We start from the raw sequence: 21,451 nt of genomic DNA on the forward strand, positions 1-21,451 counted from the left end.
CCCTTCTCCCTGCGTCCGGGCGGCACGCTAGCCATATTTGCCGGCATGGCTAGGGTCTCTTTGACGGTTTTGCCCTATGCGTCTAAGCGGCACTGATGGACCAATCCCCACCTGAAAAGGGCGAACGCATCGCCAAGCTCCTCGCACGCGCGGGGGTGGCCTCTCGCCGTGAGGTCGAGCGAATGATTGCCGATGGCCGTGTGAAGATCGATGGCGTGGTCGTGTCCACGCCCGCCACGGTGCTTACCACGCTGCACGGGCTGACGGTGGACGACAAGCAGATCAAGGCGCCCGAGGCGGCGCGGCTGTTCGTGTTCCACAAGCCCGCCGGGCTGCTCACCGCCGAGCGCGATCCGCAAGGGCGGCCGACGATCTATTCGGCACTACGAAACTCCCTGCCTGCCGGAACGCCCCGGCTGATGCCGGTGGGTCGGCTCGATCTCAACACCGAAGGCCTGCTACTGCTGACCAACGACGGCGGATTGAAGCGCGCGCTGGAATTGCCGGCGAGCGGTGTGCCGCGCACCTATCGCGCCCGCACCTATGGCGAAGTAACCCAGACACAGCTTGAAAGCCTGATGGAAGGCACCACCATCGAGGGCGTGCACTACGGCCGCATCGACGCCAACATGGAGCGGCGCACAGGGCGCAACCAGTGGATCGAACTGACGCTGACCGAAGGCAAGAACCGCGAAGTGCGCCGCGTTCTCGAAGCGCTGGGACTGGAAGTCAGCCGCCTGCTGCGCATCCGCTATGGCCCATTTGAACTGGACGACCTGCCGCGTGGACAGGCTTTCGAGGTTCGCCCCGCCGATGTCGAACGCTTTGCCCGCACGCTGATGACGCTGCCCAAGAAGCCCCCGCGCGACGAAGGTGCGAAGGACGAGGCACCCGCTGCAAAGACCGAAGCACCTGCCCGCAAGGCTGGCCCCTTCCGCTCAGAACCTGCCCGCGTGGGCTCCGCTCGCTCCGGCCCGCCAAAGCGCAAGCCGGATCCTTCGCGCCCGGTTGACCGCGATGCCCCCCGCTCGCCGCGCCGTGATGGCAAGCCGCCGGCACGGATCGGCAGCCGGCGCGGTGGCAGCCCTGATGGCGACACGCGCGGCGAAGCGCGTGGAGGTCCGGGCGGCAGTCCTCGGGGAGATCCGCGCGGCGGCACTGGTGGCGACACGCGCGGTGGCCCTCGCGGTAGCGGCAATTCCGGCCCTCGCGGCGGTGGAACTGGCGGCAGCGGACGCGGCAACAGGGGTCCGGGGAGACCAACCAAGTGAGCCTGCGAATCGTTGCCGGCCAATGGCGCGGACGAAAGCTGATCGTCCCCGCTGGCGATACCACCCGTCCGACGGCTGATCGCACCCGCGAGACGCTGTTCTCCATGCTGGTCAGCCGGCTGGGTGACTTCGAGGGGTTGGCCGTGGCCGACCTCTTCGCAGGATCGGGCGCGCTCGGTCTTGAGGCATTGTCGCGCGGGGCGGCTACCTGCCTGTTCGTCGAGCAGGATGCCGCCGCGATTCGGGCCATCCGCAGCAACATCGCCAATCTGCAGGCCCAATCTCAATGCGACGTTCGCGCCTGTTCGGTCCTGTCGCTTGGCAAACCGACTGCGGCGCTCGACCTCGTATTCCTTGATCCGCCCTATGCCACCGGCGCGGGCGACGTGGCGCTCGACAAGCTGGCGCGGCTCGGCTGGATCGGGCCGCAGACCTGGATCAGCCTGGAAACCGCGATGAATGAAAGTCCGACGCTGAAGGGCTTTACCGTCGAGGCCGAGCGCAAGGTCGGCAAGGCGCGGATCACGCTGGCTAAGCTGTCGGCCTAGCGCTCAACACACCGATCAGCGTCATCAATCCGGCGACGCTGATCAGCAGTCCGACGAATATGAGGTTGCCCGAAGCCGCCATGCCTTGCGCGACGAACGGCGTCAGCGCGCCGCCAACGATGCCTCCGGCGTTGAACGCGACCGACACCCCGCTGTAACGCACCAGCGGCGGATAAAGAGTGGGCAACCACGCGCCCAGCGGGCCATAGACATAACCCATGACGAACAGCGCCGCCGAGAGCGTAGCGAAGACTGTGAACAGCGATCCCGATTGCAGGCCGGGTCCGAATACGAAGCCCAGCACCACGGTCGCCGCCGCGCCCAGTGCGAGGGTAGAACGGCTGCCCTGCTTGTCGGCACGGTGGGCGGCAACGCCAATGCCCAGCGCAAGGAAACAGTTGGCGGCAAGCTGCGCTGTTAGGAATTCAGTGCGGTTGTACCCCAGCGTCGTCGTACCGACGCCAAGGGCAAAGGCTGTCGCGAGGTAGAAGATGGCGAAGCAGGCGATGGCCCCGGCCGTCCCCGCCAGCACTGCCCAGCCATGCTGTGCGAACAGGCGTGCCAGCGGAACGGCGGGCGGCTTTTCCTGCTCAAGCGCGGCACGGAACTGCGGCGTCTCGCCGATCCTGAGCCGCACCCAGAGGCCGAGGCCGACCAGCACAGCGCTCAGCAGGAACGGGATGCGCCAACCCCAGGCCTTGAACTCCGCTTCGGGCAACCACAGCCCGAGCAACAAAAACAGGCCGTTTGCCGCAAGAAAGCCGACGGGCGCGCCAAATTGCGGGGCCGCACCGAAGCGCGCCTCCCAGCCTTTGGGCGCGTTCTCCACTGCCAGCAGCGCCGCTCCGCCCCATTCACCGCCCAGCCCGAATCCCTGCCCGAATCGCAACAGGCACAGCAGCGCCGGCGCGAGCCAGCCCGCGCCCCAGCCCTCGGCCATGGCATGGGTCGGCAGGAAAGCGATCAGCAGCGTCGATCCGCCCATCAGCATCAGCGAGGCGACGAGCGTGGACTTGCGGCCAATGCGGTCACCGAAATGGCCAAAAGCGATGGCTCCGACCGGGCGGGCGACGAAGGCGATGCCGAAGGTCAGGAATGACAGCGCCAGCTGCGCCGCCGGATCCTGCGCCGGGAAGAACAGCGGACCAAACACCAGCGCGGCGGCCGTCGCATAGATGTAGAAATCGTAGAATTCGACCGCAGTCCCGGCAAGGGCGGCGGACAGGACACGGGCGTGCTGGCGGACAGGGTGCATGGCTAGGCTGCGTTGCCGTTCGGCCCGCGCCTGTCAACAAAATGAAATGGGCGCCGTAGCCCGAAAGCCCGGCGCCCTCCCCAAAGCGAAAGGGCGAGGCCTAAACCCCGCCCTTTCGTGCGACCCTTTGGGACTCAATGCCATCATCGATGGCTTGAGAGGTTCAATAGATCGGCGAAGATGAATTGGAAGAGAACAGCCTGTTGCAAGTTGTAAATCCTGGCAAGGCAGCCCTAATCCTCCAAATCACTTTCCGCCGCGATTGCGGCAGCTATCCTGCAGCTTGCTGGTGCAGACCGGATAGTCCTTGTTCATCGCGGTTACCGGCGGCGGCGTCAGCGCGCCTTTGTAGGGGCCGCCCTGATAGCTGGCATCAGCCGGCATGGCAGGTGGCACGGCCTGAGCTGCGGCCTGCGGATCGGGCACGCCGGTGGTCGGCGTCCCCAATCCCGGAGGGTTGGCCTGGTCTGCCGGAGTCGCCGGGGTCTGGCCGGCCATCTGCGCAGCCACCGCCGCCCAAGCCTTTTCCTGCTGCTCGGGCGACATCTTGTAGACCATGCCACGCTGGCTATCGCTCAGCGCCCAGTATCCCTTCTGCCGCTCAGCCGGGAGTGACAGGTAATAGGTCCGGTATTCGAGCGGCCAGCTTACGAACGACAGGCGCTGAGGATCTGTCAGCGCCCACCAGGCCATCGGCTGGTCACCGGTCAGCGACCAATAGTATTCACGCGCCTCATATGGCCATCCCTCATAGGAAGCGCGCTGGTCGGCGGTCCAGCCGTTGAACAGGGTCTGCTGCTCGGGAGTGAGCGTATAAGTGCGGCCCCCGGCAGTAGTCACCGTCGAGGATTCGGTCTGGGCATTGAGCGAGATGGGGGCGGCAAGCACGGCAAGAGCCGCGCAGCCCGCAAGAAAAATCGGGCGCATCTTTGAATACTCCGTCGTTGTCTGTTACCTGACCAAGGATACGAGCGGCCCCCCGAAAGGTTCCTCCGCCTGTCCCACGCAGCTTGCGCCCCGTCGCTTTGTTCCCTAGTTGTTCGCACCGTGTCCGATATTGCTCCCGATCCCCTGCTTGATGGCCTGAACCCGCCCCAGCGCGAAGCCGTGCTCACCACCGAAGGCCCGGTGCTGATGCTGGCGGGCGCTGGCACGGGCAAGACCGCTGCGCTTACCGCGCGGCTAGCTCATCTTGTCCGCAGCCGCCTCGCCTGGCCGAGCGAGATCCTCTGCGTCACCTTCACCAACAAGGCAGCGCGCGAAATGCGTGAGCGCGTGGGCCATCTGATCGGTCCTGCGGTGGAGGGGATGCCGTGGCTTGGCACGTTCCACTCGATCGCGGCCAAGATGCTACGCCGCCATGCCGAACTGGTCGGGTTGCAGCAGAATTACACGATCATCGATACTGACGATCAGCTGCGCCTGCTCAAGCAGCTGATTCAGGCCGAGGGCTTGGACGACAAGCGCTGGCCGCCGCGCCAGTTGGCCTCCTGCATCGATCGCTGGAAGAACCGCGGGCTCAATCCCGGCGATCTCGATGCGGCGGAGAACGAAAGCTACGCAAATGGCAAGGGCCAGCATTTCTACCGGCTCTATCAGGACCGGCTGAAGGCGCTCAATGCCTGCGATTTCGGCGATCTGCTGCTGCACATCCTCAACATTTTGCGCACACACCGCGAAGTGCTCGAAATCTATCGCCAGCGCTTCAAATACATCATGGTCGACGAATATCAGGACACCAACCAGGTCCAGTACCTGTGGCTCCGCCTGCTCGCGCAGGAGCGCAAGAACATCTGCGTGGTCGGTGATGATGATCAATCGATCTATTCATGGCGCGGCGCCGAAGTGGCGAACATCTTGAAGTTCGAAAAGGACTTTCCTGGTGCCAAGGTGATCAAGTTGGAGCAGAACTATCGCTCCACCCCGGAAATTCTCGCCGCCGCATCGGGCTTGATTGACACCAACAGCCAGCGGCTGGGCAAGACGCTGTGGACCGAGCGGCACGCGGGCGACAAGGTCAAGGTGATCGGAGTCTGGGACGGCCCCGAGGAAGCCCGCCGGGTGGGCGAGGAGATCGAGCGGCTGGAGCGCGAAGGTGCCAGCCTCAACACCATGGCCATCCTCGTCCGCGCGCAGTTCCAGACGCGCGAGTTCGAAGATCGCTTCATCGCTATCGGGCTGAATTACAAGATCATCGGCGGCTTCCGCTTCTATGAACGCGCCGAAGTCCGCGATGCGCTGGCCTATCTGCGGATCATCACGCAGCCGGCCGACGACCTCGCGTTTGAACGAATTTACAACACGCCCAAGCGCGGCCTGGGTGACAAGGCCTTGGAAAAGCTGCATCGGCACGCGCGTGCCCGCGGCGTCCCCTTGTCCTTCGCCGCCATCGAGATCGTCGATACGGATGAGTTGCCGGCGCGGGCACGCAACACCCTGCTGGCGCTGGTTCGCGATTTCGCCCGCTGGCGTGATCTGGCAAAGACGGCGACCCCGGCGGAACTTATCCGCACGATCCTCGAGGAGAGCGGCTATACCGCGATGCTCCAGGCCGAACGCAGCGCCGAAGCGGCGGGGCGGCTAGAAAACCTGTCCGAACTTGCCCGTGCGATGGAGGAATACGACACGCTCGGCGATTTCCTCGAACATGTGAGCCTCGTCATGGACAATGACGCCGCTGACGATGCCGAAAAGGTCACGATCATGACCATCCATGCGGCCAAGGGGCTGGAATTCGACCAGGTGTTCCTCGTCGGCTGGGAAGAAGGCGTGTTCCCCAGCCAGCGCGCGATGGACGAAGGCGGGCTCGCCAGCCTCGAGGAAGAACGCCGCCTCGCCTATGTCGCGATCACCCGCGCGCGGCGGCGCTGCACGATCCTCCATGCCGCCAACCGCCGCATCTATGGCCAGTGGACCAGCTCCATCCCCAGCCGCTTCATCGGCGATATCCCGCCCGCACACGTGGATGCGGAAACCACACTGACCGGCGGCGCAAGCCTGTGGAAGGCGCAGTGGTCAGAGCGCGAGGATCCCTTCGCCCACCTCGCCCGGTCTGAACCGGCGCGCACGATGACGCGTGGCCCCGGCTGGCAGCGCGCCGCCGCGCGCGATTTCGATCCGGTGCCCAAGCGCCTGACCGAGGCAACGCGCTCTGCCGCAAGCTTCGCCGCCAAGCCACGCAGCGACGTTAGCGTGGGTGCGCGCGTGTTCCATGAGAAGTTCGGCTACGGCTGCATCACTGCGCAGGAAGGTAACAAGCTCGAGATCGATTTCGAGACTGCCGGGCCGAAGCGGGTGATCGACAGCTTCGTGAAGCTGGCGGACTAGAGCAGCGCAGGCTTGGCTGCACGACGGGATGGGATCGGTCCCAGGAGCACGGCGTATTGCGTGACGCAACATGCAGCCAGACCTACCGCACCAGCTGCGACAATCCCGCCCTGAATGCCGCCGAAACGGTCGGAAACAAGCGTGATAATTGGTACGTGCAGGGCGTAGATGGGAAAGGACAGACCGCCGACTGCTTGCAGGAGTCGAGAATAGCGACCCGGTACCCCGCAGCATATGGCGAACCACAGCATGGCGGAAATTGCGATGAGAACCATCGCAATATCGACCGCAACCTCGTTACCTGGGAGGAACTGCAAGCCGATGGATGTCAGGACTGGCAGGGCGAGAGCAAGTATCCAGATTGGCCCGTCAAATTCCCGATGCAAACCCGGTTGAATCACACGCGCCAGAAGCACGCCTGCCATTCACCACAGGTTGTCAACAGCTCCGGCGTTGACGCTGCCATTGAGCGGTACAGTAATCCACAATTCGACAGCACATGAGGCAGCAAGCGCCAGCAGCGCCAATGCTCCCGCAAATGTGCCCAGGTCAATGAGCGGCCAGAGTCGACGCAGCCGGATCCTGAGTAAGGCACTGGGCCTGAGCCCTCCGGCAAACTTGCCCACATAGGCGCGCGCATGGACGAAGCGGCTTAGGCAGAAGAACAGGTCGACCAGCAGGAACCTCGCGCGCAGAGCCACGGAATCCCGAATTGCAATCCCAAGTGGTAATACATGACAGGAAGCGCAGCGATCGTTCGCAGCGCATCAAGCAGTGCCTGCCCTTCGGCATTGCGCAATTTGTCCCCCGGCCTGTCTACACCGGGAATCTACCTAGATATAGTTAACGTGTTGAAGTGTCAGAGCGCCGAAATGCCAAGAAAACCAGGGACCGGGCCATTCCATTCGCCCGGTGCGCTTGGCGCTTCGGCCTGCTCACCCCGCCGCGGACGGCGCGGCTCTTCGTTGCGCGGCGTTCGCGGCTCGCGTTCCTCACGCGGGGCACGTTCTTCGCGAGGTGCACGTTCTTCGCGAGGTGCACGTTCTTCGCGAGGTGCACGTTCCTCACGCGGGGCACGTTCCTCACGCGGGGCACGCTCCTCACGCGGGGCACGCTCCTCACGCGGGGCACGCTCCTCACGGGGTGCGCGCGCTTCACGGGGTGCGCGCGCTTCACGCGGAGCACGCTCTTCGCGGCGGGGGCGGCGTTCGCGGGCGGGCGGGGCTTCTGCTTCAACCTGGGTATCAGGTTCGGCTCCGACTCCAGCGGCCTTCATGTCATAGACCGGGATCTTCATGCCGGTCAGCTTTTCGACGTTCTCGATCGCTTCGAGATCAGCAGGCGCAACGAAGGTGAATGCGCGGCCTGTCGCACCTGCGCGGCCGGTGCGGCCGATGCGGTGGACGTAATCGTCCGGGTGCCACGGCGTGTCGAAGTTGAACACGTGGCTGACGCCCTTAACGTCAAGCCCGCGCGCCGCGACGTCCGAGCAGCAAAGGATGTTGATCCGGCCATCCTTGAACTTGTCGAGTTCGGCAATGCGCGAGGACTGGTCCATGTCGCCATGGATTTCGCCGCTCTTGAACCCGTGATCCAGCAGGCTCTTGTTGAGCTCGCGCACGGTGGTCTTGCGATTGGCAAAGATCATCGCGGTCGAAACATTGTCGGTCTTGAGCAAGGTGCGCAGCACTTCGCGCTTCTTGCGGACATCGACGAGCACCTTGTGCTGGGCGATGTTGATGTTCGCCGTGGCGGGACGGGCAACTTCAATCAGCTTGGGGTTCGACAGGAACTTGTCGGCCAGCTTCTTGATCGGCGGCGGCATGGTCGCGCTGAACAGCAGGGTCTGGCGCTGGGCGGGCAGTTTTGAACAGATCGTCTCGATGTCAGGGATAAAGCCCATGTCGAGCATGCGGTCGGCTTCGTCGATGACGAGAAGGTCGCAGCCGGTGAGCAGGATTTTGCCGCGTTCGAACAGGTCCATCAGGCGGCCCGGCGTGGCGATCAGCACGTCGACGCCTTCGTTCAGCGCCTTGACCTGATCGCCCATCTGCACGCCGCCGATAAGCAGCGCCATCTTGAGGTCGTGGTTCTTGCCATAAGCCTCAAAATTCTCGGCAACCTGGGCGGCGAGTTCGCGCGTGGGTTCCAGAATCAGACTGCGCGGCATCATCGCGCGGCGGCGGCCGTGGGCCAGGATGTCGATCATCGGCAGCACGAAACTGGCAGTCTTGCCGGTTCCCGTCTGGGCGATGGCGATCAGATCACGCATCATGAGCACGGAGGGAATGGCCTGCGCCTGGATCGGCGTGGGCGTGTCATATCCCTTGGCGATGATCGCCTTCAGCAATTCGTCGGACAGGCCGAGATCGGCGAAGCTCATGTGTACTTTCTGGATCAGAGGGTATCGGGGTAAAGGAACTGGCCTGTCCCGATTGACTTGCCACAGCAAAGCCGCCCGCGCCCTAGGCGCAAACATAGGGAAAAGTCAAGAAAAGCCGGGTGCGGTATTAACGATGGTGCGAACGATCGCGGTCAGTCCGATGGCACGAGCTGCTTCAGCTTGCCCAGCTTGCAATTGGCACCATTGCGCGACTGCAACTTGTCACGCCCGGAACACATCATCCCGTCGCCGGTGCGGGCAACGTAGAAGCCTGAATAGAAGTCCCGCGCGGTGCAGCCCTTGTCGAGCCCGGCGCTGACGATGCGGGTGTCACGCATGAACAGAACCAGCTTGTTGTCCTGCGCGATCTGCACTCCGGCAATGCCCGCCACCGGCACGCATTTGCCCATCGACTTTTCTTCGAGCTTGGAACTCATTGCCCGGCGCGGCAGGTCGGCAACAATGCCTGAACGCTGCGGCGCGGGGGCCTGCGGGGCGATCCGGATGATCAGGCGCTGTTCGATCGACACCTGATTGGCGACGTCCCGGGTCATGGTGCTGATGACCGAGAGCAGGGAGCCCGATTCATCGCGCTCCTCTTCATCAAACACGCCGTCTGCTGCCAGCGCCGCGCTTTCCGGGGCGGCCACCGAAGCCGGTGTCGTAACCGATTGCGGCGTCATTCCGGGCAGCACAGCGACCGGCACGAGCATCAAGGGGGCAAGGATGGCGGCAAACGGATTCATCGCGGGTTTGTTCGGTTCGACCTTTCCGGGACGATGACACGACAGGAATACGTCACGACCGCCTTTGCCTTGGTTTAGCCCCAATCCTTGAACCGCCGCTTAACCCCATTGTCAGGGATTGCAATGTTTCGCGGGCGCGCTGCCTGTGCCATATCGCCGGACCATGGATACCCATGCTGCCTTTCTGGATGAAGCCGCCGCCCTGCTCGGCCCACGCGGCCTGACGCAAGACCCCGATCTGGTCGAGCCCTGGCTGACTGACTGGCGCGGGCGATACCATGGTGCGGCTCTGGCCCTTGCATCCCCCGCCAGCACTGACGAAGTTGCTGCGCTGGTGAAGCTCTGCGCCCGGCACGGGGTCGCCATCGTGCCTCAGGGTGGCAATTCAGGCATGTCGGGCGGGGCCACGCCGGACGAGAGCGGAAGCCAGTTGCTCTTGTCGTTGCGGCGCATGAACACCTTGCGCCGGCTCGATGTCGCAGGCCGGCATGCGGTCTGCGACGCCGGGTTCATCCTCGAAAATCTCCACAACGCCGCCCAAGACCAGGGCCTGCGCTTTCCGCTGACACTGGGCGGCAAGGGATCAGCGACGATCGGCGGCTTGATCTCGACCAATGCCGGCGGCACGCAAGTTATCCGCCACGGTTCCATGCGCGCGCTTGTGCTGGGGATCGAGGCAGTGCTGGCCGACGGCACGGTGTTCGACGCCTTGACTCCGCTCAAGAAGGACAACCGCGGTTTCGATCTCAAGCAGTTGCTGATCGGCTCGGAAGGCACCTTGGGCATCGTTACCGCCGCAACCTTGCGGCTGGTGCCCGCCGTGGCAGATCGCATCGTCGTCTGGGCCGGCGTGCCTGACCTCCACGTTGCCCGCACATTGCTGCTCCACTGCCAGGACGCGGTGGGCGATTCGCTTGAAGGTTTCGAAGTGCTGCAGGCCACCAGCCTGCGCGCCGTGCTTGATCACTTGCCCGATGTCCGTGCACCCTTGCAGGGCGAACACGCATGGCACGTGCTGGTCGAGGTCGTGGCCGAACGCGGCGAGGCCGACTGCCTGCAGGACCGGGTCGAGGCGATGATCGCATCGGCCTTCGACGCCGGGCTGATTGAGGATGCGGTGCTTTCCGCCAACGAATCGCAGGCCCGCGCATTCTGGCTACTGCGCGATTCGATCGCGCCCGCCGAACGGGCCAAAGGTGCCGCCGTACAGCACGATGTTTCGGTGCCGGTCGAGAAGATGCCCGCTTTCGTCCATCACGCCGTGCCGCTGGTCGAAGCCGAGTTTCCCGGCGTTCATGCGCTGGCCTTTGGCCATCTCGGCGATGGCAACGTCCATTTTCACGTCCTTGCGCCGGCCGGAACCAGTCAGCGCGACTATGATTTGGACCTTGGCGCGCGGGTCAGCGCGCGGGTGCATGATCTGGTCACCGAATGGGGCGGATCGATCTCGGCCGAACACGGGATTGGGCGTTCAAAGCGTGCCGAACTGGAGCGGTTGGGCGATCCGGTATCGCTTGCGATGATGCGGCAGGTCAAACGGGCGCTTGATCCCGCCGGAATCCTGAATCCGGGCAAGCTTGTGACACTTGCGCCAGACCCGGCCAACGCTTAAAGCCGCGCCTTTCGGGTCCATTTCACAGATTCTATACTACCACAATCACTTCGGAGAGAACCTATCATGGCCAGCGCGCCGCAAGCCCAGCTTCCGCTTTTCTACCAGGACCTGATGCCGCTCAACAGCCGCGACCACGCGTCTTACAAGAGCCGCCAGACCGACAAGGCAACCTGGCTCTCCAACCAGCACGCCGTGCCGCTGACCGCCGAGGAATTCCCCGATGCGTCGCGCCACTATCCGATCATCTTTTCGTCGGGCGCCAACTCGGTTCCGCTGGCGCTGATGGGCCTGAACGAAGGCATCAACACCTTCCTCGATGCCGATGCCAAGCTGCTCGATAACGTCTACGTGCCGGCCTATGTCCGCCGCTATCCGTTCCTCCTCGCCAAGCTGAGCGATTCGAGCGAAGAGCTGTCGCTCTGCTTCGATCCGACCAGCGACTTGGTGGGTGAAGGCGAAGAGGGCCACGCCCTGTTCGACGGCGACCAGCCCACCGATTCGACCAAGGGCCTGCTCGAATTCTGCAAGCAGTTCGAAGAAGCCGGCCAGCGCACGCAGAACTTTGTCGCCGAACTTGAAAAGCACCAGCTGCTGATGGACGGCGAAGTCGCCATCCAGCAGGACGGCACCGATCAGCCGTTCATCTATCGCGGCTTTCGCATGGTTGACGAAGCCAAGCTGCGCGAACTGCGCGGTGACGTGCTGCGTACGCTCAACCAGAACGGCGTGCTCGCGCTGATTTATGCCCACCTTTTCTCGCTGCAGCTGATCCGCGAGATCTTCGGCCGTCAGGTCATGCAGGGCAAGGGCCCGGTCGGCGCTGCGGCCCCCGCTGCTGCTGCCCCCGCTGCTGACGAAAAGCCGGCTGCCAAGGCTCCCAAGAAGAAGTCCTGATTTTTCAGTTCAAGCCCGCAATGCCGCCACAATATCACGGTGTGCAATTGCGGGCTTGAATTTTGAAATTTCAAGGGATAGTTTCGAATCTGCCTGACTGGTGCTTCCCTCATGGTGCCGGTCGGGTTGGTGCACGCGAGTGCACCTCCTCCCTGAACCTTGGCCACCTCGTGCGATTGCACGGGGTGGTTTTTTTATGGACTTCAAGAAAGCTGGATCACTCCGCAGCGATGGCCCAGCCGCCGTCTTCCGGACGTGCAGAACGGCCCAATTCCGCCACTTCGCCCGCCAGCCGCCGCACGAGTCCGGTCAACAGGTGGACGATCGCGGCAAAGCCGGCGCCCGGTTCGGACTGCGCCGGATCGAGATAACTGGTGCGGTCAATTTCCAGTTGGAAGGCGTGGATGTGCGAATCGGGCCGGGCGTGACGCTCCAGCACATAACCGCCGGCATAAGGCCGATTGTGCGCGATCGCCCGGCGCATTTCGGAAAAATAGGAAAAGCTTGAGGCCACCAGCGCGCCCGAACAGGTCGCGCCAAATCGGTCGCCCAGAACGAATTCGGCCGGCCAGTTGCCACCCTGCTTGGGTAGCGGCGGCATCGAATGAAGATCCAGCAGCAGCGCCGCCCCCCATCGTTCGCGCAAGCATTGCAACTGGTTTGCAAGGCAGGTGTGATAGGGTTCGTGGATCAACGCAATGCGGTCATCCAGGTCCGACTGTTCAAGCCGCCGCTTCCACAGTTCGCCAAGCCCGGGCAAACGGCGCGGGATGAGGCCAAGCCCGCTGCGCGAACGGCGTCCGGGCTCGAACGAGCCGAGCGGGTCAGGCCGGCCCCGGGAAAACATCTCCCAATCGACATCGCCGGGATCGCGGTTCAGATCGATCATCGCGCGCGGCGCCTGGGCCACGAGAAGCGCCGCCCCGGTGGCATCGGCGACGCGGCGGGCGAGTTGGTCGGCATAGCGGTCTTCCAGCCGCACGGCAGCGGTGCCGGGATTGCGCATCCGCTCGAACACAGCCGCCGGATAGGTCCGCCCGGCGTGCGGGACGGCGATCAAGACAGGGATCGTGGACGGCTGCGGCGCATCGAGGAAATAGGCGGCTTCACCAGCGGAACCGGGGATTATCCCGCCTTCGATGATTGGCGAATCGGATCGCGACTTTTCCGGCGATGACATGGCCGGAAAGCTGGCCCGGATTGCCGGCCATGTCAAAAAATTGCCCTTCACCCGTGGGCCGCGGGCAAGGTTTGTTAAACTGTCGCGGTCTATAAGAACGCCGCTGCACGACAAACACGGGAATAGACAGGGCACATGATCCGCATCCTTCTGGCCGAAGACGAAGACGCAATGCGCACGTACCTTGCGCGGGCGCTGGAAAATGCCGGCTACGAGGTCGTGTCTGTCGATCGCGGCACGGCGGCGCTGCCGCTGCTTGAAGAGCAGCACTTTGATCTGCTGCTGTCCGACATCGTCATGCCTGAAATGGACGGAATCGAACTGGCCCAGCGCTGCGCCGAAGTCAGCCCCGAGACCAAGGTCATGTTCATTACCGGATTCGCCGCCGTGACACTGAAAGCCAACCGCGAAGCCCCGCAGGCGCGCGTGCTTTCGAAGCCGTTCCACCTCAAGGATCTGGTCATGGAAGTCGAGCGCGTTTTCGGCCTGCAAAACAGCGCGCGCATTTGATCTTGATTTGCCGGGGTGCCTACCTTATTGGCGCCCCCCTGCCCGGGGCGACGGCTTCGGGCAGAACCTGAATGGTGCGGGCGTATAGCTCAGTGGTAGAGCACTATGTTGACATCGTAGGGGTCGCAAGTTCAATCCTTGCTACGCCCACCATTCCATGACAGCCCGCCGGGAAACCGGCGGGCTTCGTCGTTTTCAGGCTCTCAACGCCCCTTCCACTGGGGTTTACGCTTCTCGGCAAAGGCCATCGCGCCTTCGCGCGCATCCTCGGACGTGAAGACGCCGGCGATGTATGGGCTCTGCTTCGCGTTCACGTCCTCATCGGCCCAAAGCCACGAATCGCGCACCACGCCCTTCGATGCGATCACTGCCAGCGGGCCATTGCCGGCAACCCGAGCGGCAAGTTCGCGCGCGCCTTCGATCGCTGGCCCATCGGTCAGAACATTGACCAGCCCCAATTCATGCGCTCGCTCTGCACTGATGGGATCGCCGGTGATCGCCATTTCCATCGCCAAGGTACGCGGCAGCAGGCGCGGTAGGATGACCATGCCCCCGCCGCCAGCCGCAAGTCCGCGCTTCACTTCGGGAATGCCGAATTTCGTGCCCTTGCTGGCGACGATCATGTCGCAGGCCATGGCGAGTTCCATGCCGCCGGCGAGCGCAAAGCCATCGACCGCCGCGATCACCGGCTTCTTCGGCGTCCACGTCGTCAGTCCGCCGAATCCGCGATTTCCGGCAACCGGGTATTCACCCTTGAGGAAGCCCTTGAGGTCCATGCCCGAACAGAATGTCCCGCCTGCCCCGGTCAGAATCGCACAGCGCAGATCGCCATCGGCATCAAGCCGGTCCATGGCCGCGGCAATGGCCTCTGCCGCCTCCTTGGTCATCGCGTTCTTCGCTTCGGGACGGTTGATCGTCACCTCAAGAACGCCGTCACGCGCCTCGACCAACACCTGTTCGCTCACTGTCTTGCTCCTGCCTTGATTTCACTGAATCCGGTTATGGTTCCGTTCCTGCCGTGCCGCCGATGCGAAGTCGAGCGCAGCCGCGCTTAACCGCGCTTGCGATGCGGCTTTTCCCTGCTAAGGGACCGGCGAAAGTTTTCTCCCCGGGAAGGACAGACATGGCCAAGATCAAGGTAGCCAACCCCGTCGTCGAAATGGACGGCGATGAAATGACCCGCATCATCTGGCAGTGGATCCGCGAGCGGCTGATCCTGCCTTATCTCGACATCGACCTGAAGTATTATGACCTCTCGGTTGAAAAGCGCGATGAAACGGGTGACCAGATCACCATCGATTCGGCCGAAGCCACCAAGAAGTACGGCGTTGCCGTAAAGTGCGCGACCATTACGCCGGACGAAGCCCGCGTTGAGGAGTTCAACCTCAAGGCCATGTGGAAGAGCCCGAACGGCACCATCCGCAACATCCTGGGCGGCACCATCTTCCGCGAACCAATCGTCATCCAGAACGTGCCCCGCTTGATCCCGGGCTGGACCGATCCGATCGTCGTCGGCCGTCACGCCTATGGCGACCAGTACCGCGCCACCGATACGCTGATCCCCGGCCCCGGCACGCTGCGCTTGGTATTCGATGGCGACAACGGCGAATCGCTTGACCTCGAAGTGTTCAAGTTCCCCGCCGCTGGCGTGGCCATGGCGATGTACAACCTCGACGAATCGATCCGCGATTTCGCGCGCGCCTCGTTCCACTATGGCCTTGGCCTGAAGTGGCCGGTGTACCTTTCGACCAAGAACACCATCCTCAAGAAGTACGACGGCCGCTTCAAGGACCTGTTCCAGGAAGTGTTCGACGGCGAAGGCTTCAAGGAAAAGTTCGCCGAAGCGGGAATCACTTACGAACACCGCCTGATCGACGACATGGTCGCCTCGGCGCTCAAGTGGTCGGGCAAGTTCGTCTGGGCCTGCAAGAACTACGACGGCGACGTGCAGTCGGATCAGGTTGCGCAGGGCTTCGGCTCGCTGGGTCTGATGACCTCGGTGCTGCTGACCCCGGACGGCAAGACCGTGGAAGCCGAAGCCGCGCACGGCACGGTTACCCGCCATTACCGCCAGCACCAGCAGGGCAAGGCGACCTCGACCAACCCGATCGCCTCGATCTTCGCCTGGACCCGCGGCCTGATGTATCGCGGCAAGTTCGACAACACGCCCGACGTGGTGAAGTTTGCCGAGACGCTGGAACGCGTCTGCATCGAAACCGTCGAAAGCGGCAAGATGACCAAGGACCTCGCGATCCTGATCGGCCCTGAGCAGCCCTGGCTGACCACGGAAGGCTTCTTCGAGGCGATCGTCGAGAACCTCGAAGCAGCAATGGCCAACGGCGGCTAAGGCTCTTGGCCAAGCCAATCAAAAAGGGGCCGCTCCTGCTTGCAGGTGCGGCCCTTTTTCTTGCCCTGCCGGTCATCATACCCTCGGCGCTGGCCTTCCCTTACCGCGCACAGGTAGGCACGTTCGATATCCGCAGCGAGGCCCCGCTGCCCCGCGCCGAGATCGAACGCGTGATCGCCGATGCCAATCGCCGCATTGCGACCAGCCCGATCGCCGATCCGCAGGGGGAGAGCCGGTCGATCTATCTGACGCAAGGCGGCTGGCGCTGGACCTGGCTGGCACTGCAGAGCCGCAAATCGTTCGGTTTGACCCGCGCCGCGACCATTTACATCGTGATCAACCGCAGCCACCTTGCCGCCAACCGCATGACCAACAGCCAGCCGGTCGGCGCGGCGCGGACGCTGTCCTCGATCATCGCGCACGAGACCTGCCACGGCATGGAGCGCCGCCGCTATGGTGCGCTGATGTCCGTTACCAAGCCGACATGGCTGGTCGAAGGCTATTGCGATCACGTGGCGCAGGAGAGCACGCTGAGCGACGCGCGCGCGGCCGACCTCAAGGCTCGCGGGATAGATCATCCCGCCATGGTCTATTACGAGGGGCGCAAGAAAGTAGCCGCTGAACTTGCGCGCAATGGCGGTGACGTTGACCGATTGTTTGCCGAGGCCAAATAGACCTCAAGTCCGCCGCGTGCCTTCCGAGCGGAACAGCGGCCATGCCAACTGTTCGGCCGCGGTGATCGGCGGCAGGTCCTCGATGCCAATCTCATCGGGATAACGCCGGGTAATCTTGGCTGTGCGGAACAAGACATCCCAGAAGAATAGCAGATTGCCGAAGTTGCCCTTGTAATGGGTGACTCCATCCGCCTTGTGCTTGCCGTGGTGCGCCGAGTGCGTCGACGGCGTCGAGATCGTCCGTTCGACCAGCCACATCAGCGGCGACAGCCATGCGATGCGGTACAACGGCCTGTCCCACTGAACGTCCGAATGGGCGGAAATGATCACCAACTGCTTGATCACCACGTAAGGCACATAGACAGAGCCCAGCCCCAGGTAGATCAGCGCCCCGGAAAACCAAAGGCTGGGCATTGTCAGGTAATAGAACACGTTGTTGCGGAACACGATCCGCACCGACATGTAGCTGCCGCTGTGGTGCGCCCGGTGCAGGTTATAGAGCCAGGTGAAACTGTGCGACGCACGGTGCCACCAGTACTGCGCCATGTCATCAAACACGAGCAGGAGCGCGATCTTGGCGAGGAGCGGAATGCCGATCAGCGCGCCGGCATGTTCCGGTGCCGCCCATGCCATGGCCTGATAGGAAAGGAACAGCACCAGCGGCTGGGTGAGCAGCAACAGGACGGGCGATCCGATCAATTCGACCAGAATGTCGCTTCTGGTCTGCCCCGCCTTGCGCAGGAATCCGCCGCGCATCGCCTCAAGCAAAGCGAAGGCCGCAAAGATGGCCGCGATCCATAGCGCTTCGGTCTTCATGCCGATCCCCCTAATCCCGCCGTGACAAATGCCCCGCCAATGCCTTAGGTGCAAGGTATGGCTTCACCGATAGAGTTCGCACCCAATACCCCTCTCGGCGATGCGCTGGTCATCCTTGGCGCCGCTGGCCTCGTCATCCCGCTCTTCGCCCGCTTTCGCATTACGCCGGTGATCGGCTTCATCCTGGTGGGTATGCTGGTCGGCCCGTTCGGACTGGGCGCGAAGGTCGAGGACATTCCCTGGCTGTCCTATGTGACCATCTCCGACCCCGGAGGACTGGCACCCTGGGCTGAATTCGGCATCGTCATGCTGCTGTTTTCCGTGGGCCTGGAGCTTTCATTCGGACGCTTGTGGACCATGCGCCGGCTGGTCTTCGGGCTGGGCGCGCTGGAACTGATCATCGGTGCGCTGCTGATTGGCGCAGTGCTGTTCGCGATGGGCAATTCGCTGGCCACTGGCCTGGCGCTCGGCCTTGCGCTGGCGCTCAGTTCGACCGCGCTGGTGCTCAAGATCACCGATACCCGCACGCCCGTGGGTCGCGCCGCGTTGTCGATGCTGTTGTTCGAAGATATCGCGCTGGTGCCGATCATCTTCCTGCTCGGCGCGATGGGCAGCGGCGGCGAAGGCGCGGACATCTGGCGGACGCTGATGATCGGCGGGCTCACCGTAGGTGCGCTGATGGTCGGTGGACGCTTGTTCCTGCCGATTCTGTTCGCACAGGCCGCCCGCACCAAGAGCCCTGAGCTGTTCCTTGCCGCCAGCCTGCTAGTGGTGATCGTTGCCGCGCTGGCGACTGCTGCCAGCGGACTTTCCCCGATCGTCGGCGCGCTGATCGCGGGACTTCTGATTGCCGAAACTGATTATGCCGGCGAGGTCGAATCGATGACAGAGCCCTTCAAGGGGCTTGCGCTCGGGGTGTTCCTGATCACCGTTGGGATGAGCCTCGACCTCGATCAGGTGTGGAACCGGATCTGGGAAGTCACGCTGGCCGTGGTGGCGGTGCTGGGCATCAAGGCGGTGGTCACCGGCACGATCCTGCGCATGATGGGCGCGCGCACCGGCATGTCGACCGAGACCGGCATCCTGATGGCCAGCCCTTCGGAGACGACGCTTATCGTACTGGGCACGGCAACTTCGGTGGGGCTGATCAACAGCGATGCGGCGCAGTTCTGGCAGATCGTCACGGCGCTTGGCCTGACCATCACCCCGCTGCTGGCAAAACTGGGCAAGCGGCTCGGCAGGCGGATCGACCGGGCGGCCCCGGCCACAGAGGACAGCGCCGATGATACCGTGCCGCGTGCGATCATCATCGGTTTCGGCCGCGTCGGGCGCATGGTGGCGGACATGCTGCGCAATCACGACAAGCCGTTCATCGCGCTCGATGCCGATGCTGACATCATCGCTCAGGGCGCGCGCGATGGCTATCCGGTAGTGTTTGGCGATGCCGCACGCGGGGGCGTGCTCAGCCACCTGCACGTCGACCGGGCCAGCGCGGTCATTCTGACCATGGATGAACCCTATTCGATGCAGCGGCTGGTGCGAAATCTGCGCGGGCAATACCCCGACCTGCCGATCATCGCCCGCGCCCGCGATGCCAGCCACGCCGCGCTCCTCTACAAGGCCGGGGCCAGCCATGCCGTGCCCGAAACGCTGGAAAGCTCGCTGCAGCTATCCGAAGCGGTGCTGGTCGATTTGGGCGTACCGATGGGCTTCGTCATCGCCTCGATCCACGAAAAGCGCGACGAATTCCGCGCGCAGATCATGGTAGAAGGCGGGCTAGACGAAAAACCGAAGTTAAAAAGCGCCAGCATGCGCGAACGCGTCGCCGAATAGGGCAACCTTGCGGCGCGCGGTGCGTTGCACTTTCCACAAGGAGAGTTGCCATGTCCGAGAAGATCAATCCCGCCAATCCCGATGGCCGCACCGATACCAACCCTGCCCACGCCACGGGCGAGGACAAGGGCAGGATAAAGCGCCCACAGCGGACAGATCGCACCATGAATGAGGATGACCTTGCCCGCGGGTCCGAAGTGGAAACCCGTGAAGGTGCGCGGCAGGGCGGCTGAAACTATTTCAGCCGCGTCAGACGGACGACCAGCCCGCCGTCGCCCTTCATCTCGGTTCTGCCGCCGACTTCCAGCTTGAACGAGCGGTCGAACGAGACAGTTGATGAACCTTCTTCGCAGGCGACGCCGGGCCGCGTCCAACTGGCATTGACGTTGAACGTGTCTGCGGCACCGTACCCGCGGCGGCTCAGCGACACGCGCACCGAACGGCTGAAATTGGGGGCATAGCTGCCAAGGTTAGCCTTGTCCGCGGAGCAGGTTTCCGGCGCTTCGTTCACCGAGCTGTTGAACGAAGCGTTGTTGTAGGACCCGACGCGCAGGTCGCCCGCCCACAGCCGCTCCGTGCCGCCCAGGACTTCGACCTGGAATACGGTTGCCGGAAGCCGCGCCGGCGAAGCGACCATTGGCACCGGCATGGGCGGCGCGATCATGACAGGTGGCGGGGGAGCTGGCGGCATCGGCTCCGGGCGCGTCTGCGCCGAAGCGGCGGTTGACGCGACAAGCGTCAAGATGATCGGATCAATGGCGCGCATGGTAACCTCCCCAATAAATCAGGGGCATAGACTAACCAGCCCTCGCGCGGCTGACCAGAGGGATTATACGAGCTGCCGTAACGATTGGCTCAGCCGGAACCCCTGCGTGCGCGGGACGTTTGGCTGCCATGCAGACCCGGTCCCTCGCTATTGCCCTCCTCCCTGTACTTTTGGCGACATGCGCCTGCGGACCGAGCGAGACCAAGGAAGAGGCTGCTTTGGCGGCTTCGACCAACACGCCGCCCGGCAGCCCCGGTGATCCGGCAGCATCGACAGCCCCGCAACCATCAGCGCCGCCATCAGGGCCGCCCGCTGATCACATCGGCCCCGAACCATCCGCCACCCCGACCGTGCCCGATCCGGCCGCTGTCGCTCTGACGCTGCACGAATGGCGTTTGTCAAAGGCCGCGAAGCTCTGCGGTCCGCTGACGTTCAAGCAGACCGGCGACCAATCCGCGCGGGTGCGCCGGGCAGACTTTTCCGGCGGCTGGGGAGTCGCCTACGATACTCCGGAAATCCGCAGCGCCTATGGCGTCGCCGGCCCGGGCGTGCTTGGCACGGACAGCCTTGGCCCTGCCCGGCAGCGTGTCCGGCTGGCTAGGCAGTGGCCGCATCTTCGCGAGCTTGACCAATTCCCCCACCCCTCTTTCGCCGGCTACGGCGTGGAAGGTGCGAGTGCCTATCCCAAGGACAACCCGGAGGGGCGCGGCCTCAATTCGGTCGCCTACGTCCGCGTGCACGGGCAGACGTGCACCTACAACGTGTGGAGCCGGCTCGGCCGGACGCACTTGGAGTTCCTGCTCGAGAACCTCGTGCTGATCGATACCTGACTTGCGAAGTAGGCCTGTCTTAATCGACCCCGTATCGTCTACGTGTTGGCCTGCTGAACCAGACAGCTGCGAGAAACCAGACAGCGAACCCAAGCCAGGTCGCAATATAGCCAGCAGTCAGGTGATCCAGCGGATAGGACGCGGCGCGCCACACACACCAAGCGGCCCCCAGCCCGGCGATGACCTGAAACTCGGGCCAGAAATAGCCAGATTCTGACCGGCTGGCGAACCACCAAATCCGGCTGCGTTGCTGAATATCTGGAGACCAGATCGTGAAGGAATACTGCAGGAACGGCCAAAGCAACGCGAGCGCGACGATCGGGGCCGACATCTCCAACAGCGGGAAATAGTCGTTGAAGCAATCGTCAAAGTGGTCTGAATATTCTCGTCCACGACACCGCACTTGATGCGCAGCAGTGCCACCAAACAGCGGAAAGAACGAAACGGCCATCCACA

Annotated in this window: 22 protein-coding genes and 1 tRNA gene; 12 read left to right on the forward strand and 11 right to left on the reverse strand. The window is 63.5% G+C overall.

What is annotated here, in order from left to right; genetic code table 11:
• The first annotated feature begins 95 nt into the window (after positions 1–95).
• Both WG900_RS07145 and rsmD read left to right on the forward strand, forming a co-directional pair.
• Complete coding sequence (locus tag WG900_RS07145) at positions 96–1,271, forward strand: pseudouridine synthase (RefSeq protein WP_339965893.1); 1,176 nt, start codon at positions 96–98, stop codon at positions 1,269–1,271.
• A 2-nt stretch (positions 1,272–1,273) separates the two neighbouring features.
• Entirely contained in the window at positions 1,274–1,819 is a 546-nt protein-coding gene (gene rsmD, locus WG900_RS07150; protein WP_339965993.1) for a 16S rRNA (guanine(966)-N(2))-methyltransferase RsmD, read from the forward strand.
• Here the strand turns inward: rsmD and WG900_RS07155 are convergent.
• Positions 1,803–3,074, reverse strand: a complete 1,272-nt coding sequence (locus WG900_RS07155; RefSeq protein WP_339965895.1) for an MFS transporter — start codon at positions 3,072–3,074, stop codon at positions 1,803–1,805. The genes rsmD and WG900_RS07155 overlap by 17 nt on opposite strands.
• A gap of 246 nt (positions 3,075–3,320) precedes the next feature.
• Positions 3,321–4,001 (reverse strand): hypothetical protein, encoded by a 681-nt coding sequence (locus WG900_RS07160; protein WP_339965897.1) that lies wholly within the window; start codon positions 3,999–4,001, stop codon positions 3,321–3,323.
• 120 nt (positions 4,002–4,121) lie between these two features.
• Between WG900_RS07160 and WG900_RS07165 the strand changes: the two genes are divergently transcribed.
• Positions 4,122–6,401 carry an ATP-dependent helicase gene (locus tag WG900_RS07165; RefSeq protein ID WP_339965899.1) on the forward strand — a complete coding sequence of 760 codons (2,280 nt, stop codon included), beginning with the start codon at positions 4,122–4,124 and terminating at the stop codon, positions 6,399–6,401.
• Here WG900_RS07165 and WG900_RS07170 read toward each other — a convergent pair.
• From WG900_RS07170 to WG900_RS07185, 4 genes are all read right to left on the reverse strand, one after another.
• Positions 6,398–6,826 (reverse strand): acyltransferase family protein, encoded by a 429-nt coding sequence (locus tag WG900_RS07170; RefSeq protein ID WP_339965901.1) that lies wholly within the window; start codon positions 6,824–6,826, stop codon positions 6,398–6,400. The two genes, WG900_RS07165 and WG900_RS07170, sit on opposite strands and share 4 nt — an antisense overlap.
• Positions 6,827–7,102: a hypothetical protein gene (locus WG900_RS07175; RefSeq protein ID WP_339965903.1), complete on the reverse strand. Its 276-nt coding sequence runs from the start codon at positions 7,100–7,102 to the stop codon at positions 6,827–6,829.
• A gap of 158 nt (positions 7,103–7,260) precedes the next feature.
• A complete protein-coding gene (locus WG900_RS07180; RefSeq protein WP_339965905.1) occupies positions 7,261–8,784 on the reverse strand; it encodes a DEAD/DEAH box helicase in 1,524 nt (507 codons plus the stop codon).
• A gap of 152 nt (positions 8,785–8,936) precedes the next feature.
• Positions 8,937–9,497 carry a hypothetical protein gene (locus WG900_RS07185; RefSeq protein ID WP_339965907.1) on the reverse strand — a complete coding sequence of 187 codons (561 nt, stop codon included), beginning with the start codon at positions 9,495–9,497 and terminating at the stop codon, positions 8,937–8,939.
• Positions 9,498–9,693: 196 nt separating this feature from the next.
• Between WG900_RS07185 and WG900_RS07190 the strand changes: the two genes are divergently transcribed.
• Together WG900_RS07190 and WG900_RS07195 are read left to right on the forward strand one after the other, a co-directional pair.
• Complete coding sequence (locus WG900_RS07190) at positions 9,694–11,142, forward strand: FAD-binding oxidoreductase (protein WP_339965908.1); 1,449 nt, start codon at positions 9,694–9,696, stop codon at positions 11,140–11,142.
• Positions 11,143–11,208: 66 nt separating this feature from the next.
• Complete coding sequence (locus WG900_RS07195; RefSeq protein WP_339965910.1) at positions 11,209–12,039, forward strand: SapC family protein; 831 nt, start codon at positions 11,209–11,211, stop codon at positions 12,037–12,039.
• A gap of 217 nt (positions 12,040–12,256) precedes the next feature.
• On the opposite strand, the gene WG900_RS07200 is transcribed toward WG900_RS07195, so the two are convergent.
• Positions 12,257–13,219 (reverse strand): N-formylglutamate amidohydrolase, encoded by a 963-nt coding sequence (locus WG900_RS07200; protein WP_339965912.1) that lies wholly within the window; start codon positions 13,217–13,219, stop codon positions 12,257–12,259.
• A 135-nt stretch (positions 13,220–13,354) separates the two neighbouring features.
• Here WG900_RS07200 and cpdR point away from each other — a divergent pair, with 135 nt between their 5' ends.
• Together cpdR and WG900_RS07210 are read left to right on the forward strand one after the other, a co-directional pair.
• Positions 13,355–13,729, forward strand: a complete 375-nt coding sequence (gene cpdR / locus WG900_RS07205; protein WP_310531066.1) for a cell cycle two-component system response regulator CpdR — start codon at positions 13,355–13,357, stop codon at positions 13,727–13,729.
• Positions 13,730–13,807: 78 nt separating this feature from the next.
• Positions 13,808–13,882: transfer RNA gene (locus tag WG900_RS07210), tRNA-Val, on the forward strand.
• Positions 13,883–13,932: 50 nt separating this feature from the next.
• Here WG900_RS07210 and WG900_RS07215 read toward each other — a convergent pair.
• Positions 13,933–14,694, reverse strand: coding sequence for a crotonase/enoyl-CoA hydratase family protein (locus WG900_RS07215; RefSeq protein ID WP_339965914.1), 762 nt, complete (start codon positions 14,692–14,694; stop codon positions 13,933–13,935).
• A gap of 158 nt (positions 14,695–14,852) precedes the next feature.
• Here WG900_RS07215 and WG900_RS07220 point away from each other — a divergent pair, with 158 nt between their 5' ends.
• Positions 14,853–16,076 (forward strand): NADP-dependent isocitrate dehydrogenase, encoded by a 1,224-nt coding sequence (locus WG900_RS07220; protein WP_339965916.1) that lies wholly within the window; start codon positions 14,853–14,855, stop codon positions 16,074–16,076.
• A 5-nt stretch (positions 16,077–16,081) separates the two neighbouring features.
• Positions 16,082–16,750: a hypothetical protein gene (locus WG900_RS07225; protein WP_339965918.1), complete on the forward strand. Its 669-nt coding sequence runs from the start codon at positions 16,082–16,084 to the stop codon at positions 16,748–16,750.
• A 3-nt stretch (positions 16,751–16,753) separates the two neighbouring features.
• On the opposite strand, the gene WG900_RS07230 is transcribed toward WG900_RS07225, so the two are convergent.
• Positions 16,754–17,566, reverse strand: a complete 813-nt coding sequence (locus WG900_RS07230) for a sterol desaturase family protein (protein WP_339965920.1) — start codon at positions 17,564–17,566, stop codon at positions 16,754–16,756.
• Positions 17,567–17,623: 57 nt separating this feature from the next.
• Between WG900_RS07230 and WG900_RS07235 the strand changes: the two genes are divergently transcribed.
• On the forward strand, positions 17,624–19,399 hold the full coding sequence (locus WG900_RS07235) for a cation:proton antiporter domain-containing protein (RefSeq protein WP_339965922.1): 1,776 nt from the start codon (positions 17,624–17,626) through the stop codon (positions 19,397–19,399).
• Positions 19,400–19,449: 50 nt separating this feature from the next.
• Positions 19,450–19,632: a hypothetical protein gene (locus WG900_RS07240; protein ID WP_339965923.1), complete on the forward strand. Its 183-nt coding sequence runs from the start codon at positions 19,450–19,452 to the stop codon at positions 19,630–19,632.
• A 2-nt stretch (positions 19,633–19,634) separates the two neighbouring features.
• On the opposite strand, the gene WG900_RS07245 is transcribed toward WG900_RS07240, so the two are convergent.
• Positions 19,635–20,165 carry a hypothetical protein gene (locus WG900_RS07245; RefSeq protein ID WP_339965925.1) on the reverse strand — a complete coding sequence of 177 codons (531 nt, stop codon included), beginning with the start codon at positions 20,163–20,165 and terminating at the stop codon, positions 19,635–19,637.
• A gap of 128 nt (positions 20,166–20,293) precedes the next feature.
• Between WG900_RS07245 and WG900_RS07250 the strand changes: the two genes are divergently transcribed.
• Entirely contained in the window at positions 20,294–20,995 is a 702-nt protein-coding gene (locus tag WG900_RS07250) for a hypothetical protein (RefSeq protein ID WP_339965927.1), read from the forward strand.
• Positions 20,996–21,014: 19 nt separating this feature from the next.
• Here WG900_RS07250 and WG900_RS07255 read toward each other — a convergent pair whose 3' ends face one another.
• Positions 21,015–21,446 (reverse strand): hypothetical protein, encoded by a 432-nt coding sequence (locus WG900_RS07255; protein ID WP_339965929.1) that lies wholly within the window; start codon positions 21,444–21,446, stop codon positions 21,015–21,017.
• Between the last annotated feature and the right edge of the window lie 5 nt (positions 21,447–21,451).

The organism is Novosphingobium aquae (assembly GCF_037572715.1).
Classification (GTDB): domain Bacteria; phylum Pseudomonadota; class Alphaproteobacteria; order Sphingomonadales; family Sphingomonadaceae; genus Novosphingobium; species Novosphingobium aquae.

Excerpts from the sequence above, each read along its gene's own strand:
- WG900_RS07255 (WP_339965929.1), bottom strand. The coding sequence starts at position 21,446 with ATGGCCGTTTCGTTCTTTCCGCTGTTTGGTGGCACTGCTGCGCATCAA.
- WG900_RS07250 (WP_339965927.1), top strand. The coding sequence starts at position 20,294 with ATGCAGACCCGGTCCCTCGCTATTGCCCTCCTCCCTGTACTTTTGGCG.
- WG900_RS07240 (WP_339965923.1), top strand. The coding sequence starts at position 19,450 with ATGTCCGAGAAGATCAATCCCGCCAATCCCGATGGCCGCACCGATACC.
- WG900_RS07160 (WP_339965897.1), bottom strand. The coding sequence starts at position 4,001 with ATGCGCCCGATTTTTCTTGCGGGCTGCGCGGCTCTTGCCGTGCTTGCC.
- WG900_RS07170 (WP_339965901.1), bottom strand. The coding sequence starts at position 6,826 with ATGGCAGGCGTGCTTCTGGCGCGTGTGATTCAACCGGGTTTGCATCGG.
- WG900_RS07195 (WP_339965910.1), top strand. The coding sequence starts at position 11,209 with ATGGCCAGCGCGCCGCAAGCCCAGCTTCCGCTTTTCTACCAGGACCTG.
- WG900_RS07245 (WP_339965925.1), bottom strand. The coding sequence starts at position 20,165 with ATGCGCGCCATTGATCCGATCATCTTGACGCTTGTCGCGTCAACCGCC.
- WG900_RS07145 (WP_339965893.1), top strand. The coding sequence starts at position 96 with ATGGACCAATCCCCACCTGAAAAGGGCGAACGCATCGCCAAGCTCCTC.
- WG900_RS07190 (WP_339965908.1), top strand. The coding sequence starts at position 9,694 with ATGGATACCCATGCTGCCTTTCTGGATGAAGCCGCCGCCCTGCTCGGC.
- WG900_RS07220 (WP_339965916.1), top strand. The coding sequence starts at position 14,853 with ATGGCCAAGATCAAGGTAGCCAACCCCGTCGTCGAAATGGACGGCGAT.
- WG900_RS07230 (WP_339965920.1), bottom strand. The coding sequence starts at position 17,566 with ATGAAGACCGAAGCGCTATGGATCGCGGCCATCTTTGCGGCCTTCGCT.
- WG900_RS07185 (WP_339965907.1), bottom strand. The coding sequence starts at position 9,497 with ATGCTCGTGCCGGTCGCTGTGCTGCCCGGAATGACGCCGCAATCGGTT.
- WG900_RS07235 (WP_339965922.1), top strand. The coding sequence starts at position 17,624 with ATGGCTTCACCGATAGAGTTCGCACCCAATACCCCTCTCGGCGATGCG.
- WG900_RS07200 (WP_339965912.1), bottom strand. The coding sequence starts at position 13,219 with ATGTCATCGCCGGAAAAGTCGCGATCCGATTCGCCAATCATCGAAGGC.
- cpdR (WP_310531066.1), top strand. The coding sequence starts at position 13,355 with ATGATCCGCATCCTTCTGGCCGAAGACGAAGACGCAATGCGCACGTAC.
- WG900_RS07155 (WP_339965895.1), bottom strand. The coding sequence starts at position 3,074 with ATGCACCCTGTCCGCCAGCACGCCCGTGTCCTGTCCGCCGCCCTTGCC.
- WG900_RS07180 (WP_339965905.1), bottom strand. The coding sequence starts at position 8,784 with ATGAGCTTCGCCGATCTCGGCCTGTCCGACGAATTGCTGAAGGCGATC.